At 60.3% G+C, this 15,160-nt stretch carries 14 protein-coding genes; 4 read left to right on the top strand and 10 right to left on the bottom strand.

Annotated elements, in window-relative coordinates:
- Nucleotides 1-11 precede the first annotated feature (11 nt).
- From GR198_RS00070 to GR198_RS00025, 10 genes are all read right to left on the bottom strand, one after another.
- Nucleotides 12-1,406 (bottom strand): FAD-dependent oxidoreductase, encoded by a 1,395-nt coding sequence (locus tag GR198_RS00070; protein WP_029872516.1) that lies wholly within the window; start codon nucleotides 1,404-1,406, stop codon nucleotides 12-14.
- Between the two features lie 20 nt (nucleotides 1,407-1,426).
- Entirely contained in the window at nucleotides 1,427-2,230 is an 804-nt protein-coding gene (locus GR198_RS00065) for an SDR family NAD(P)-dependent oxidoreductase (protein WP_029872517.1), read from the bottom strand.
- A gap of 314 nt (nucleotides 2,231-2,544) precedes the next feature.
- Nucleotides 2,545-3,102: a c-type cytochrome gene (locus GR198_RS00060; protein WP_164066937.1), complete on the bottom strand. Its 558-nt coding sequence runs from the start codon at nucleotides 3,100-3,102 to the stop codon at nucleotides 2,545-2,547.
- Nucleotides 3,103-3,206: 104 nt separating this feature from the next.
- A complete protein-coding gene (locus GR198_RS00055; protein ID WP_280806047.1) occupies nucleotides 3,207-3,527 on the bottom strand; it encodes a methyltransferase in 321 nt (106 codons plus the stop codon).
- Between the two features lie 74 nt (nucleotides 3,528-3,601).
- The gene (locus GR198_RS00050) at nucleotides 3,602-4,351 is read right to left on the bottom strand and encodes a ribonuclease activity regulator RraA (RefSeq protein ID WP_029872520.1); all 750 of its coding nucleotides are present in this window, start codon (nucleotides 4,349-4,351) and stop codon (nucleotides 3,602-3,604) included.
- Nucleotides 4,352-4,372: 21 nt separating this feature from the next.
- Entirely contained in the window at nucleotides 4,373-5,536 is a 1,164-nt protein-coding gene (locus tag GR198_RS00045) for a mandelate racemase/muconate lactonizing enzyme family protein (RefSeq protein ID WP_164066935.1), read from the bottom strand.
- Nucleotides 5,537-5,569: 33 nt separating this feature from the next.
- A complete protein-coding gene (locus GR198_RS00040) occupies nucleotides 5,570-6,667 on the bottom strand; it encodes an ABC transporter ATP-binding protein (protein WP_164066933.1) in 1,098 nt (365 codons plus the stop codon).
- Between the two features lie 11 nt (nucleotides 6,668-6,678).
- Nucleotides 6,679-7,569: a carbohydrate ABC transporter permease gene (locus tag GR198_RS00035; protein ID WP_003542591.1), complete on the bottom strand. Its 891-nt coding sequence runs from the start codon at nucleotides 7,567-7,569 to the stop codon at nucleotides 6,679-6,681.
- The gene (locus tag GR198_RS00030) at nucleotides 7,566-8,525 is read right to left on the bottom strand and encodes a carbohydrate ABC transporter permease (RefSeq protein ID WP_028743224.1); all 960 of its coding nucleotides are present in this window, start codon (nucleotides 8,523-8,525) and stop codon (nucleotides 7,566-7,568) included. The genes GR198_RS00035 and GR198_RS00030 overlap by 4 nt, the downstream gene beginning before the upstream one ends.
- A gap of 73 nt (nucleotides 8,526-8,598) precedes the next feature.
- The gene (locus GR198_RS00025) at nucleotides 8,599-10,077 is read right to left on the bottom strand and encodes an ABC transporter substrate-binding protein (RefSeq protein WP_003542594.1); all 1,479 of its coding nucleotides are present in this window, start codon (nucleotides 10,075-10,077) and stop codon (nucleotides 8,599-8,601) included.
- Between the two features lie 208 nt (nucleotides 10,078-10,285).
- Here GR198_RS00025 and GR198_RS00020 point away from each other — a divergent pair, with 208 nt between their 5' ends.
- The 4 genes from GR198_RS00020 (at nucleotide 10,286) to GR198_RS00005 (ending at nucleotide 14,863) form a co-directional block, all read left to right on the top strand.
- On the top strand, nucleotides 10,286-10,996 hold the full coding sequence (locus GR198_RS00020; protein ID WP_029872523.1) for a GntR family transcriptional regulator: 711 nt from the start codon (nucleotides 10,286-10,288) through the stop codon (nucleotides 10,994-10,996).
- A 53-nt stretch (nucleotides 10,997-11,049) separates the two neighbouring features.
- Nucleotides 11,050-12,216 (top strand): mandelate racemase/muconate lactonizing enzyme family protein, encoded by a 1,167-nt coding sequence (locus GR198_RS00015; RefSeq protein ID WP_029872524.1) that lies wholly within the window; start codon nucleotides 11,050-11,052, stop codon nucleotides 12,214-12,216.
- A 68-nt stretch (nucleotides 12,217-12,284) separates the two neighbouring features.
- Nucleotides 12,285-13,646: a mandelate racemase/muconate lactonizing enzyme family protein gene (locus GR198_RS00010; protein WP_164066931.1), complete on the top strand. Its 1,362-nt coding sequence runs from the start codon at nucleotides 12,285-12,287 to the stop codon at nucleotides 13,644-13,646.
- Between the two features lie 17 nt (nucleotides 13,647-13,663).
- Complete coding sequence (locus GR198_RS00005; RefSeq protein WP_164066929.1) at nucleotides 13,664-14,863, top strand: mandelate racemase/muconate lactonizing enzyme family protein; 1,200 nt, start codon at nucleotides 13,664-13,666, stop codon at nucleotides 14,861-14,863.
- Nucleotides 14,864-15,160 lie beyond the last annotated feature (297 nt).

Here is a 15,160-nt window from a genome sequence, read left to right as displayed (position 1 = left end):
TTCACCTTCCGTCAGCCAAGATAGGCGCCCTGGGCCAGAAGTTCCCTGCGCAAATCCGCGTAGTCGACATGCCGGGGGCTGGCCCTGTTGCCGACCGAAAGTGCTGCGGCAACACCGGCCGCCTGGCCGAGCGCAAAACAGGGCGGCATGACGCGAATGGCGCTGAGCGCCTCATGCGTCGCCGAAACCGCGCGGCCGGACACCAGCAGGCCCTCATGAACGCGCGGCAGCATCACCCGGTAAGGTATCTGGTAGATATTGGCCGCATCAAGCCCCTCGCCACCGGTACCACCGCCCGAGCCTGTGGGATCGTGAATATCGAGCGGATAGCCGCACAACGCTACGACATCTTCGAAGGTGCGGCCGGAATGCAAATCTTGCAGCGTCAGTTCGTAGGCGCCGTCGATCCGTCGGGTTTCCCGCACGCCGATCTGCGTTGCCGTGTCCCGCAGCTCCACCTGCTCAAAGCCGGGCAGGTTGTCGCGGAAGAAATCGAGCAGCGCCACGGTCTGCTCCCGGCCTTCGACCTCGGCAAGTGAGAGCTCAAGGGCGTCAGCCCCATTGCGGCGCAACACGCGGCCGGTATTGATGCGCCAGACGCCGGGTTCCATGGTCTTGTAAAGGCCGATGCCGCGGCGAGGCGCGGGAAAGCGGCCCTCGGCTGTCGCCTTGGCGACGATCGAGGCGAAAGGCCGAAAATCCTGCGGATGCGCGCGGATGTAATCCTCCACCACCTGGTCGTCGACGTTCTGCACGCGGAAGAACAGTGTCTGCGGCTGGGAAAGGCCGTCGCTTTCCCGCCCCTGGCGGGTATGGACACCGGCATAATGGGCGACATCGCCATCGGCCGAGCAATCGACGACGACCTTGGCACGAACGCTCCTCAGCCCGCCCTTGCCGGCGCAAACCACACCGAGCACCCGGGGATTGTCCGCATCATGGTCATCGACGATCGCATCGACGACCATGGTGTGCAGCAATAATTCCACGCCCGCCTCGACGCACATGCGCTGCGCCGCGACCTTCGCCGCCTCAGGCTGGAAAGGGGTCACCTTGTCGTGGCCGTAGACGATGAAGCCACAATAGGCCGAACCTGCCGGGATCGTACTCGGATGCAGCGCGCCGCCGAGCGCCATCATCCGCTGAACGAATTCTTCGTAGATGCCGCGGATCAGTTGCTGGCTGCCGTCGAGCGAATAGGAGGTCATGCAGGGGCCGACGAGACCCGCCGTGAGGTTGCCGCCGAGGAAGCCGTAGCGCTCCACAAGGCGTACCCGCACGCCAAGACGTGCCGCCGCGACCGCCGCCGATAATCCCGATGGTCCGCCCCCGATGACGAGCACATCGACATCATCGAGTTCGGGAATATCAGCCGAATAGGCATAACGGCGGGCTGTCTGCTGCATGCCTTTATCCCCTCCCCGATCTAGCGGAACATCGATCCGCCATCGACATCGAGCGCGGCGCCGTAGGTAAAGCTGGCTGCATCCGAGCACAGGAACATGATTGCCGCCGCCATGTCCTCCGGCCGTCCCATGCGCCGCATCGGCAGATTGCCGGCGATGCGCTCCTTCAGCGACTGGTCGATATGGGAGTGCATCGGGGAATCCGTCGGCCCGGGGTTCAGCGCGTTGATGCGGATCTTCTTGCCCGCAAGTTCGCGCGCCACCGACTTGACCATCGACAGGGTCCCGGCCTTCGATGCCGCATAGGCGGTATCGGCAATCAGCCCACCGCCGCCATGCACGCCGGCATCCGAGGCGATACAGACGATGTTGCCGCCATCGGGGTTGTCGAGCATGCGTTTGACTGCGCCCTGCACGACGAAGAAGGTGCCGAGCAAATTGACATCGAGCACGCGATGCCAATGCGCCCGATCCTGCTCGAATATACGCTTGGCTGTGATGATCGCCGCACATGTCACGACGTTATCGAGACGCGCGAGATTGGCGTCACAATAATCGAAGGCCTTGTCGATGCTTTCCTGATCGCTGACATCCACCGTCACGGTGTGAACAGCCGCGCCGCCACTGCGCAGTTCCGCACCGTAGCGCTTCAGCCCCGCCTCGTCACGATCGGCCATGACGACTTCCGCGCCCTTGCTGGCGAAGGCCCTTGCCGTTTCAAGACCCATTCCGCTCGCTGCGCCCGTGATAAGGACGCTTCGGCCCGCAAAACTATCGTCGGAAAAAGTGGCATAGGTCCCAGACATCGTCGCAGCGTCCTTCATTAAGGGCAGTCCAACAACCAGTCAGCAGGCCCGCTTTCCATCGCTAGTAACGTAGCAACTATGTTATATAGTTGTAAAGCGCAATGTGGAGGCGATACGCAGTCTGGAAACAAGTTTCGCGTGGCAAATACTCAGGACGGAGGGAGCAAACCGTTGATCGCGCTGCTTCAAAAAGCGCGGCAGGCGGCGAAAATGCGGGCTCGGCAAGGGCGAGGTTCTCTTCCCGAACTGAACTCCGGCGCAATCGTCCGGGGCGACTCCGCGCGAGTCGCGAGCCGGCAATGGGAGGGGCGCCGCCCTGCAATGCGCCGGCCCTATTTCTCCGCCGGCGCCACGATCTTCATCACGAACGAAGTCGGCGCCTCGCCCGGCCCGAACGGTCCCGGCACCTTGTTGCTCACCGGCGGCAGGCTCTTGAGATAGGCCGCAATCGCCGCGGCGTCAGAGTCGGTGAGCTTCGCCAATGCGGGCCACGGCATGACCGGAGCAAGCATGCGTCCGTCGGGGCGCTTGCCCGTCCGGATCGCCGTGACGATATCGCGCTCGCTCCAGCGCCCGAGGCCCGTCGCCTCATCGGCCGTGAGGTTAGGCCCGTAGAAGACCCCGACATTAGGGATCTCGAAGCCGACCTCGGAGCCGCCGAGGTGACGCGTCATGTCCGGCTTACCGAGGAAATGTCCCGGCGTGTGGCAATCGGTGCAGCTCGCGATGGTCACCAGGTATTTCCCCCGTTCGACCAGCTTGCTGTCGGCCGCGCCGGCAGGCGACGATCCAATCGTCGCCGCCAGCGCTGCGAATGCTGCGGGCAACACCCGCCTGGCCGCGCGCGACGCGACGCGCGTGGCAGCAGATCCGAAGTCGTGAATGCTCATGCTTCCCTCCGTCCCGTTGCTCTGGAGCATGATGCCGAAAAGTGTGCTCGGTTTTCGGACGACATCATGCTCTGATTTAGATCAAGTTTCATATTTTAGGCCGATCAGACCGTCTCGATGTCCCGGACTCCGGCTTCCTCGATCCACGCCGAATATTCGGCCGGCGCGTAGTTTCGCCCTTCCGCCACGATCAGCATGTTGAGGCTCATTAGCGCGGCCGGCGCCGGCCCGGTCTTTTCGTCATTGACGAGAAGCTCGCTAATGATCACTGCGCCGCCGCTCGGCAAAGCCTCGAAGGACCGGCGCAGCAGGGCGCGGTTCTTGGCCTCGTCCCGATCATGCAGGATCATCGACAGGAGATGCACCTCGTGATCCCCGGGAAGTTGTTCGAAGAAGTTGCCGCCGGCGGTCTCGCACGGCGAAATTCGACTCCCTATTTTTTGCGTAGACGTCGGCGATACCTCAGAAGGTTCGCGGCCCGCCGAGGGTAATCAATAGGCTAACTTCGGTTCTCCAAGCGGTTTGCTTTGCGCCACTCTTCGTATTCTCCGCGGGCATCGTCATGCAGCGGATAGTAGCGCTGCAACGACCCGCCCTCCATAAGCTTCACGCGCGAGAACTCCTCCCAATCGTGATGCTTTTGCGACTCTTCGATTACCTTCGACGCCATTGCGACTGGAAGCACCACCACCCCGTCATCGTCGGCGACGATGATGTCGCCGGGGATTACCGTGACACCGCCGCAGGCAATCGGAACGTTGACCGCATTCGGATAGATGCTGGTCTGCACATGGTAGTTCGGAGTCCAGCCACGTAGCCATAGAGGGAGATCCAGCTTCTCGACATTGGGCCGATCGCGCATGCACCCATCGATCACGATGCCAGCGCCGCCTCTGCCTTTGAAATAGGTCGACATCATATCGCCGAAGACGCCCGAGCTCATGTCGCCGCGCGCGTCGACCACGACCACATCGCCCTCCTGCGCGTGATAGAGCACGTGCCGGTGCAACTGTGTCTCCGGATCGGCATATTCCCCTTCGGTGAAGAGGTCCGGCCGCTGCGGCATGAATTGAAGCGTCAGCGCCGGCCCGACGATCGACTTCCCGCGGTTCTGCGGTACGGGACCGACCATGTGCGGATTGCGGAAGCCCATGTGGCCAAGCGTGCCGGCAACCGTCGCAGCGCCGATTTCCTTCAATGCGTCGATCAGCTCTTTGGGCGGTCGCGTAATGTCGGGAGTATGCGTCATTTTGGGCTCCGATGGATGAAACTACCAGTTTGTGACAGAACCGTCGCGGCGCTTCAGGTGAGGCGCTTCCCAGAAACGAAAGCTCTCCGCCTTGATCGCCTCTTCGTTGACCTCGACGCCGAGCCCCGGCAGATCGCTGACCGGATAGTCGGGGCCGTCGAGCCGTGGTTGCACGGGGAAGAAGTCGGAATTGTCGAAGCCGAGCTTCGCTTCGGGCACCCTGGTCTCGAGCCAGGCGAAATTCGGCACCGCGGCGGCGAGATGGATGGTCGCGGCCGTGCAGACTGGGCCAAGGGGATTGTGCGGCATCAGGTCCACATAGTGCGCCTCGCTCCAGCCAGCAACCTTCATCGCTTCGGTGAGCCCGCCAACATTGCAAACATCGAGCCGGTTGAACTGATGGATGCCACGCTCGATGTAGGGCAGGAATTGCCACTTGCTGGCAAATTCCTCGCCGATGGCGAACGGGATGTCGGTCATCGTGCGCAGGGATTCGTAGGCCTCGGGTGTCTCGTCCCGTATCGGCTCCTCGAGGAAATCAAGCACACCACGGCTGAGCTTGTTGCAGAAACTCGCCGCCTCTGCCACCGACAGCCGATGATGATAGTCGATGCCGAGGACGACATCGTCGCCCAGCGCCTCGCGCGCCTTGTTTAGCATCGTTGCGGTAGCGCCGATCGACTCACGCGGCTCAAAGAAGTCCTTGTTGTTTTGCCCGATGGGGAAGAAGCGGATCGCCTGCCATCCTTGTGCGCGTAGTTCGCGGGCTCGTTCGATGGCAACATCGCCCTCGGCCTCGTCACCGGTCGAGGCGAAGGTAGGAATGCGGTCGCGCTGCTTGCCGCCCAGCAGGTCGTAGGCCGGCACCCCCAGCGCCTTGCCCTTGATGTCGTGAAGGGCAATGTCGATGGCGGAAATCGCCGCCTGCAGAACGCGCCCGCCTTCGAAGTATTGGCTACGATAGACTTCTTGCCAGATGCGACCAATCTGCATCGGGTCGCGGCCGATCAGAAACTCGCGATAGTGCTCGATCGCGCCGGCCACGGCCTTCTCGCGACCGCTCAAGCCGCTCTCGCCCCAGCCGAAGATGCCGTTGTCAGTCTCGACCTTGACCAGCATCTGGTTGCGCGTTCCTACCCATACCGGATAGGGCTTGATCGCCGTGATTTTAAGCTTCGTAGTCATCCACGCCCTCGTTTCACACGCATCCGCTTGGTCTCAGTTGGCTTTGAGGGCCATTTCTGTTACGCCGTCGAACAGATGCATCCGCTCCTGGTCGAACTCGAGCCAAATCTGTTCGTCCGGCGCGACGGCAATGGTCGGCGGCACGCTGACATTGATGATGGCGCCAGACAGGAACGCCTGTACGAAGGTGACGTCTCCGGTCGGCTCCACCGTATAGGCCTTGGCGGGAATGCTTCCTGGCACCGGACTCTTGTGCAGCTTGATCGTCGAGTGACGTGCGCCGAGCACGACTTTCTTGGTTGTTGCCCTTGAGACCTTCTGAGCGTTTTCTGGCGAGAGCTCGAGGCGCCAGCCCTCCGCGCTGGTCAACACAGTGTTGCCGTTTGCCGTTGACGCCTCCAGCGGAACAAGGCTCATCGCCGGGCTGCCGATGAAGCTGGCGACGAACATGTTCACCGGATGGGCAAAGACCTGCGCCGGTGAATCGTATTGCTGCAGGTAGCCACCGTTCATCACCGCCATCCTGTCGGCCATAGTTACCGCTTCGAGCTGGTCGTGCGTCACGTAGATGATCGTCGCCTTGAGGTCCTGGTGGAAACGCTTGATCTCCGACCGCATCTGCACGCGCAGCTTGGCGTCGAGGTTGGAGAGTGGTTCATCCATCAGGAATACCGCCGGATCGCGAACGAGGGCACGGCCGAGCGCCACGCGCTGCTGTTGCCCGCCCGAAAGTTCGCGTGGCTTGCGCTCGAGCAACTGCGTCATGTCGAGCACTCGCGCTGCTTCCTTGACCTTCTTGTCGATCTCGTCCCTTGGCAGTTTGCGCATCTGCAGCGGGAAGGCCAGGTTTTTGTAGACCGATTTCTGCGGATAGAGCGCGTAGTTCTGGAACACCATTGCGATGTCCCGGTCCTTGGGGTCGAGGTCGTTGACCACCCTGTCGCCGATGAAGATGTCGCCAGATGTGATGGGGATGAGCCCCGCCACAAGATTGAGTGTGGTTGTCTTGCCGCAGCCTGAAGGGCCGACGAGCGCAACGAATTCGCCGTCGTTGACCGTCAGCGAAACATTGTTGACAGCTTTGAAGCTGCCATAGGTCTTGACCAGATCTTTAAGGACCACGTGGGCCAACGGCAACTCCTCTAGTGCTTGACTGCGCCTTCCGTGAGGGCGCGTACGAAGTATCGTTGCAGGACGAGGAACAGGACCACGACGGGCACGCTCATCATAAAGCTGGCCGCCATCAGGCCCGGAAAGTCCGTCGTATTTTCCGAGAAGAAGCGCTGGATGCCGACCGGCAGTGTCAACTGCTCGTTCTTGGAGAGGAAGGTGTAGGCGTAGATGTATTCGTTCCACGCGCCGATAAAGGAATAGATCGCCGTGGCGATGATTCCTGGCGTCGAGAGCGGCATCACGATCAGGATAAAGGCCTGGAACCGCGTCGCGCCGTCGATGCGCGCCGCCTGCTCGAGTTGCACCGGAATGTTGTCGTAGAAGCCCTTGAGGAGCCAGATTGCCAGCGGCAGACCGAATGTGAGGTAGGTGAGGACGAGCGACGCATGCGTGTTCACCAGCCCGATCGCGCGCATCAGGATGAAGAGCGGCACGAGAAAGATCACGGCCGGGAACATGTTGCGAAGCAAGACGGCGAAGAACAGAAAGTTCCGGCCCGGGAAGGTGAAGCGCGAAAACGCGTAGGCCGCAGGAACTGCCACGATGACCGAAAGGATGGTCGTGGCGGTGGAGACGAAAAGGCTGTTCCAGAAGAAGCGGAGGAAGTCCTGGCCGACGCTGTTTTGCGGATCGAGCAGCTTCTGGTAGCTGGCAAGAGTGGGTTGGTCAGGCCACCATTGCGGCGGGAATTGCATGGCCGCGAAGCCGGACTTGATCGAGGTGATCAGCATCCAGATCATCGGCAACGCGGTGTAAAGCATCATGAACACGAGGAAGATGCGTCCGCCCCACCGCCATCCGTCGATGCGCATACGGCGACGGGCCGGGCCTCGAGGAGTAGTCTCGGCAATCGTGCTCATGCGCTGCCATCCTTCCGCTCGTTGCCGCTTAGCGCACGGACGTAGAAGTAGCCGAGCGACATCAGGATCAGGAACAGCAGCACCGAATAGGCCGATGCCACCCCCCAGCGCTGGCGGCCGAAGGCGAGCTCATAAATGTGGGTGATCCAGATATGCGATGCGTTCGACGGCCCGCCGCCGGTCATGATCCAGGGGATGATGAATGAATTGAAGTTGGCCACTGCCAGCAGAAGGATCGTCACCGTCGAGACGTTTCTCAAGTGCGGGAAGGTGACGTGCCAGAACCGCTGCCATGCATTGGCTCCGTCGACCCTTGCGGCACGCAGCAACTGGTCGGGGACTGTCTGCAGGCCAGCCATCATCATGATCATGGCGAACGGAAACTCTCGCCAGATATTGACGACGATCAGCGAGGGCAGCACCGTGCTGACGCTGTCGATGAAGTTCGGCGGCCGGTCGGCCAATCCGAGGCCGACCAGCACCGCGCCAATGATCCCGAAGTCCGAATGGTAGATCCACTTCCAGATATAGGACGCGGCGACCGCGCTGATGACCCAGGGGATGATCAGGATGGCCCGCAGGATGCCACGGCCTAGAAAGTCACGATGAAGCGCCAGCGCGCAGCCAAACCCTAGGACAAATGCGATGAGAGTGGATCCCAATGTCCAGATAAGAGTGTTCGAGGTGACCGTCCAGAACACCGGACTTGTGAGGATGGCGATGTAATTGTCGAGGCCGACGAAAATCTTGTCCCGGAGTTGCAGGCCAGGCGGTGTGTTGAAGAACGACAGCTCGATCGTGTAGTAGATCGGATAGGCAATGACGATCAGCATCACGGCGATCGCGGGAAGCACGTATGCGTAGTCAGCGCGATGCTCCCAAATCTTTCGCAGCACGCCGGACCTATCGGGTTGCAGTCTTCGGCGTGCCTCGGCCTTGCCAGTCAAGATCGTCACTGTGCTCTGCCCTTATTCTTCGGAAGAAACCGGCTGCAATCGAGGCGCAGCCGGTCAGATCGGCAGGCTTGGACTAGAGTCCGCCGTCCGTCAGGTCTTTTACCTTCTTGGCTGCGTCGTCCGCTGCTTGGTCGACGGTCATGGCTCCGGTGAGGGCATTCTGCAGCATGTCCGGGACGATGATGTTCATGATCTCGGGGGACTGTGGCAGCGCCGGGAACGGGATGCCGTATGGCAGCATCGAAGTCGTGACGTCAAGGAACTTGATACTATCAAGGCGTTCCTTCATCCATTTGGTCTTGAAGCCGTTAAGGTTCCCCGGGTTCGAGCCGGCATAGGCCATTTTCAGCGACCATTCGGGGCTCGCCCACATGCAGCTGATGGCCTTTGCAGCCGGCTCGTCGACCTTGCCGCCCTCGACATATTCGGGCTTCAGGATGTGAATGTTCGAGCCGCCAAACACGACGGCACGCTTGCCGTCGGGGCCAGTCGGAATCAGGCCGTAGCGCATATTATCGATGACGGTCTGCGCTTTGTCCTTGTCGCTGCCCGTCGTCTTCTTCTGCAGGTCGAGCATGACGTTGTAGTCGGACGGGTGCGAGACCATCATGCCGAGCTGGCCAGCGAGGAAGAGGGGCTGGTTATCCGCCTGCTGATTGGTGAGCGCCGAAACCGGAACCGACTTGTCGCGAACATACATATCGTAGGAGGCTTGCAATGCCGCTTTGCTCTGGGGGCTATCGAGCTGGACCTGCTTATAGGTCGGGTTGGCGGTAGCTTCGTCGAAGACGCCGCCGCCATAGGCCCACAGCTGCGGCATGAAGCGATACGGCGTATTGCCGGCATTCTTGCGCGCCACGAGGCCGTAACCGGCAATGCCGAGCTTGTCGTGGATCTGCTTGGAATATTTGACGACGTCGTCCCAGGTTGCCGGAGCCTTGTCCGGATCGAGGCCTGCACGCTTGAAGACGTCGGCGTTCCAGATGAACGCCATCGTCTCGTTGTTGGTTGGGATGCCGTAGGTCACCCCCTCCCAGGTTACGGCCTTCATTGCACCGGGCCAGAAGTCCTCGGTCGAATATCCTACATCCTCGGGTTTGAGCGGTTCCAGATAGCCTTTTGCGGCGAACTCGGTGCCCCCCAGGATTTGCAGGCGCACCGCCATGGGCGCTGCATTGCCCAGAAGTGCGGTCCGGAACTTATCCAGAAGGTCATTATAGGTAAGGGCTTGTTCCTCAAGCTGGATGTTTGGATAGGTTTTGCGGAAGGTCTCGAAGAAATCCTTGTAATACTGGCGCAGGAGGTCGGGGTCGCCCTCGAACACGCCCTGATACCAGAAAGTCAGTCGCCCCTTGTAGTCGAGTGGGGTGACCTTGGCGCAATCGCCCGCCGTGTCAAAATCCTGTGTGCCGGCAATGGAGCGCACATATTCCGGCGACCACTTGCTCAAGTCGACCGGCGCACCCAGCGCAGACGCAGACATCAACGATACCATCAAAGCAGTGCAGACAGTGCCGCGTAGGACGGCACCGCCGAGTGAAATCCTCGTCATAAGGTATCCTCCAGCTTCTCCCATGCCGCTCTGCGTCGAGGCGAGCGGTCTTTGCTCCCAGGCCGCGGGACTTTCCACCCAATGTATCCCTTTGGCCTAATCATACGTTTTCAGATTGTACATTGCCTGTCAATTGAATAAATCGTACATTGTTTAAAGAAGGTTGACGTGATATCCGAGCAATATGTGTATTGATTTGGGGACAGCCTTGGCCGAAACAAGCGACTTTAAGGCAAAGCCACCCGAAGGGATCGACGCTATCGGAGCCTCCAGCGAGGGCGCCTCGCTTTATCAACTGATCAGGGAAGACATCATCGAAGGACGGCTCGCTGCCAACGAGCGGCTTGTGGTCACCGATCTCGCCCGGCGTCACGGCACCTCAACCAATCCCGTGCGCGAGGCTCTGCAACTATTGCGTGGGGAGGGCTTTGTCACCCTTGTTCCCAACCGCGGAGCGCGCGTGCGGCCCATAGATCAGGATTTTGTTCGGGACATCTACGAGATAGGAGTCTTGATCGAGCCGGCACTGACGCGATGGTTCGTGAATATGGCCACTGTCGAGGACATCGCTGAACTCGAACGCATCCAAGGCCTGATTGAAGAGAACAACTTCGCCGACACGTTCAGGCACAGCGAGCTGGACACCGCCTTTCACACCGTAATGTACCAAAAGCACTACAACCGCCATGCCGCCGAGCTTTGGTGGAAGCATCGCGAAGTGCTTCGAGCCGTGAGCCGGCGTTTCAACTTCACGCTCGCCCGGCGTGCCGCGATCCTTAGCGAGCATCGCGAGCTCATCGCGCATGTAAAAGCGGGAAATGCGAACGAGGCAGCCGAGCTCATTGCACGCCATGTCGAGGGCTCCGGCCGGCACATCCTCGAACACATGCGCGCGCGTAACGCCGCTCGGGCAGGATAGAATACACGGCCTGGAATATCGTTATCCCGACCATTTCAGTAAAGGCAGTTGAGATGAAAATCACCAGCGTTCGGCCGTGGCTAATCAGATCCGATGCTTCTTATTGGGGAGAGTTTCTGTTCGTCGAAGTGACGACCGACGAGGGGGTGAGCGGCTGGGGAGAGATCACCACCACGACAAGGCTCGCCAATCGCGCCCTCTGCACGATCCTGCGGCAGATCGGTGCCGCTGTGACAGGCGAGGACCCGGCGCGTATCGAGTATCTGTGGCACAAGATATTCCGCAGTTTCACCTACATGGGCAGTCGCGGCGCCGCAGTCGAATGCGTAAGCGCCATCGACATAGCCCTTTGGGACATCCGAGGCAAAGTTCTTGGTAAGCCGATTTACGAGCTGTTGGGCGGACCGGTACGCGATGAAATCGCGCTCTACACCCATCCCAACCAGGCCAAGTTTACCAGCAAAGAGGCTGTGGTCCGCGAAATTAGAGACATCGTCGAGTCCGGCCACACTGCGCTCAAGTTCGATCCTTTCCCCCACCAGGGCCGCACCGCCGATGGACAGTCCCGCGAACAGCGGGACGGCTACCTCGACGGCAGCATGACCCGCAAGGACGAGCGCGAAGCCGCCGAACTCACGGCTCTGATCCGCGAAACGGCGGGCTCTGATGTCGACATCCTCATCGATGCGCATGGCCGCTTCGACGTTCCCACCGCCATTCGCCTTTGTCGGAGCCTGGAGGAAGCTGGTCAGATCGACTGGTTCGAGGAGCCCTGTCCACCGGAGAGCCTCAACGCTCTCAGACAGGTCCGTGAGAAGGTCAGCACCGCTATCTCGTGGGGCGAGCGCGGCCACACGAAGTGGGATTTCGTGCCGGTGCTCGAAAACAAGCTCGCCGACTATATCATGCCTGATGTCACCTGGACCGGCGGCATTACCGAACTCAAGAAGATTTCTGCCCTATGCGAAGCCTACTACATCCCGGTCTCGCCGCATGACGCCGCAGGGCCGATCAACGTGGTTGCGGGAGCGCAGGTGATGATGACCGTTCCTAATTTCTACAAACTTGAGACGTCAGAGTGGAACCTGGGCAAATACGATCACCTCATCGACAGACCACTGGATGTTTCGAACGGCAGCCTCAAGCTTACGACCAAGCCTGGTCTCGGCATTGAAATGAACCGCGACTACCTTCAAAATCACGAGATAGCGCTGGACTAGCTAGCAACGCTCTACGCCGCCGCAGCCGTGCGCGACGACGAGCCCCCCGACCAGAACGAGGATAAATCATGCCAGAGGCAGATGGAGCCGACGAAGCGCTCAATCGGGTGAACACACATTCCAAGCCGTCCGACCTTCGCATCACCGACATGCGGGTAGCCGAAATTGTCGGCGCGCCGTTCACCTCAGTGCTACTCAAGATTTACACCAACCAGGGCATCGTCGGGCTTGGCGAGGTGCGCGACGGCGCCAGCGCCACCTACGCGCTGATGCTGAAGAGCCGGTTGCTTGGCGAGAACCCTTGCCACATCGACCGCCTGTTTCGCCGGATCAAGCAGTTCGGCGGGCACGGCCGGCAAGGCGGCGGCGTATCGGCGGTTGAAATCGCGTTATGGGATCTTGCCGGCAAGGCCTATGGCGTCCCTATCTACCAGATGCTCGGCGGCCGGTTTCGGGAGAAAGTGCGCGTCTACTGCGATACCGACGCCACCGTGCCGAGCGGTACTGAGACCGGTAAGCGCCTCAAGCAGCGCATGGAGCTCGGATTCACCTTCCTCAAGATGGATTTGGGATTGATGCAGATCGCGGATGTGCCCGGTGCGGTCGTGTTTCCTGCCGGCTCGCTAGAAGGATACCGCGACGGTCCCAGTCGCGGACCGCTGAAGACCATTGAAGAGCGGCGTGTCCGCAACGCTGCGTACGATTTGCATAACGTCCAGCACCCGTTTACCGGCCTGCACTTTTCCGACAAGGGTCTCGACCTGCTTGAGCAATACATCGCTGAGGTTCGTGAGGTCATCGGCATGGATGTGCCGCTCGCGATCGACCATATCGGCCATATCTCCATGCAGAACGGCATTCGCCTTGCCAGGCGAATTGAAAAATACGTGCCAGCCTGGCTCGAGGATGTGATCCCATGGCAGTATACCGAGCAATACAGACAACTGCAGGACGCCACCACGGTGCCGATCTGCACTGGCGAGGACATATACCTCAAGGAGGGCTTTGAGCCTCTGCTTAACAGCGGCGGCGTCTCCGTTATCCACCCGGACCTGCTTACCAGTGGGGGCATCCTCGAGACCAAGAAGATCGGCGACATGGCGCAGGACCGTGGTGTCGCCATGGCTATCCACATGGCAGAAAGTCCAATCGCCGCAATGGCCGCGGCACATGTCGCGACCGCGACCGAAAATTTCATGGCGCTCGAATACCATTCCGCCGATGTCGACTGGTGGGACGATATCGTCACGGGGCTTCCCAAGCCACTGGTGAAGGACGGCTTTATCACTGTCCCGGACAAGCCGGGCCTGGGGATTGACGACGTCGTCGACGAGGTGATCTCGCAGCATCTGCAGCCGGGTGTCACCGGCATTTGGCAGCCCACGGATCGCTGGGACGATGAGTATTCCTGGGATCGCACCTGGAGCTGAGGCGAAAAGGAACGAAGATGAAGATCACCGATCTCCGCTGCGCCGTTATCGGCAAACACCCGATCGTCCGCATCGTAACCGACGAGGGCCTCTATGGCTTGGGTGAAGTCGAATTCACCAAGTCCTACCTCAAGCCCTTTGTGCTGCATTTCCGCGAGGCGCTGATCGGCGAGGACCCGACTGACGTCGAGAGAGTCATGCTGAAGATCCGCCAACGCGGCTCTTTCAAGCCATACGGCGCGGCGGTGAGCGCTATTGAGCATGCGCTGTGGGATATTGCTGGCAAGGCCGCGGGCGTGCCCGTTTATAAACTGCTCGGCGGCAAGGTGCGCGACAAGGTGCGCGTCTACAATGGCTCGATTCGCCAGAAACGCACGGGCGACCGGCCGGAGGATTACGCCGCTGACGTCAAATGGATGATGGAGCAGCCGCAGAACTTCTTCATGGTCAAGCAAGGAATCTCGTTCCACTCCAACATGAAGGACACCATCGAGGACTTCCACTACGGCGTGACGCAGAAGAAGGCCGGCTATCACGGCGCCATGGATCAGGGCATGATCAGCGAGCGCGGTTTCAATCACATGCTCGACTGCGTGATCGCGATGAAGGAAGTGCTGGGCGACAAAGTCAGCCTGGCGCTCGACTGCGGCCCGGGCTGGATGCTGCCCGATGCGATCAAGTTCGCTCGCGCGGTCGAGAAGTACAATTTGATGTGGCTCGAGGATATGCTGACTGGCGATTATGTGCCGTGGGTCAATCCGCAGGCCTATCGGGAACTGACAACCTCCACCTCGACGCCAATCCACACGGGTGAGCAGATCTACCTGCGGCACAATTTCAAGGAACTGATCGAGACGCAGGCGGTACGCGTCATCGGCCCCGATCCAGCCGACATTGGCGGCATTGCCGAACTCAAATGGGTCGCCGAGCATGCCTACATGCACTCGATTCTGATGGCACCGCACGGCACCGCTAACGGCCTGCTGGGGCTCGGCGCGTTGATCAATGTCTGCGCCACATTGCCGGCAAATTATATCGCCTTTGAATATCCGAGCGCCTCCGACCCGTGGTGGCAGGATCTGGTAATCGGCTTGCCGCCGCAGATCGTGAAGGACAGCATGGTGGACCTACTGGAAGCGCCGGGGCTGGGCCTCGATATCGACGCCGAAGCGGCCAGGAGATATCTCAGGGAAGAGGATGCAGGCTTCTTCGACTGAAGCTCTCTCCACGCTATGTCGTCGGCGATCGCACGCTCTGGGAGGCCTTGACTTACTTCAGGGAGACAGCGAGTGCCCTGGATACAATACAGGCAGCAGAATTCCTGGCTCGTAATGAATTGAACTGAAGGATCCGGATCCGGTTGCTGCATCCCGGATGCCCGCCTCGACCTACTTCTGGAACGCAAAAAGCCCGCACGGGGCGGGCTTTTGCGTATTGTTTTTATGGGAATAGTTTGGTTGCGGGGGCAGGATTTGAACCTGCGGCCTTCAGGTTATGAGCCTGACGAGCTACCG

The organism is Rhizobium leguminosarum, from assembly GCF_010668065.1.
GTDB classification, from domain to species: Bacteria; Pseudomonadota; Alphaproteobacteria; order Rhizobiales; family Rhizobiaceae; genus Rhizobium; species Rhizobium leguminosarum_S.
The sequence above is the reverse complement of the archived record's forward strand: the minus strand, read 5'-3'. Positions and strand labels throughout refer to the sequence as shown.

Coding starts and splice junctions, on each gene's coding strand:
- GR198_RS00045 (WP_164066935.1), bottom strand. CDS start 5,536: ATGACTACGAAGCTTAAAATCACGGCGATCAAGCCCTATCCGGTATGG.
- GR198_RS00005 (WP_164066929.1), top strand. CDS start 13,664: ATGAAGATCACCGATCTCCGCTGCGCCGTTATCGGCAAACACCCGATC.
- GR198_RS00010 (WP_164066931.1), top strand. CDS start 12,285: ATGCCAGAGGCAGATGGAGCCGACGAAGCGCTCAATCGGGTGAACACA.
- GR198_RS00070 (WP_029872516.1), bottom strand. CDS start 1,406: ATGCAGCAGACAGCCCGCCGTTATGCCTATTCGGCTGATATTCCCGAA.
- GR198_RS00035 (WP_003542591.1), bottom strand. CDS start 7,569: ATGAGCACGATTGCCGAGACTACTCCTCGAGGCCCGGCCCGTCGCCGT.
- GR198_RS00050 (WP_029872520.1), bottom strand. CDS start 4,351: ATGACGCATACTCCCGACATTACGCGACCGCCCAAAGAGCTGATCGAC.
- GR198_RS00065 (WP_029872517.1), bottom strand. CDS start 2,230: ATGAAGGACGCTGCGACGATGTCTGGGACCTATGCCACTTTTTCCGAC.
- GR198_RS00060 (WP_164066937.1), bottom strand. CDS start 3,102: ATGAGCATTCACGACTTCGGATCTGCTGCCACGCGCGTCGCGTCGCGC.
- GR198_RS00025 (WP_003542594.1), bottom strand. CDS start 10,077: ATGACGAGGATTTCACTCGGCGGTGCCGTCCTACGCGGCACTGTCTGC.
- GR198_RS00015 (WP_029872524.1), top strand. CDS start 11,050: ATGAAAATCACCAGCGTTCGGCCGTGGCTAATCAGATCCGATGCTTCT.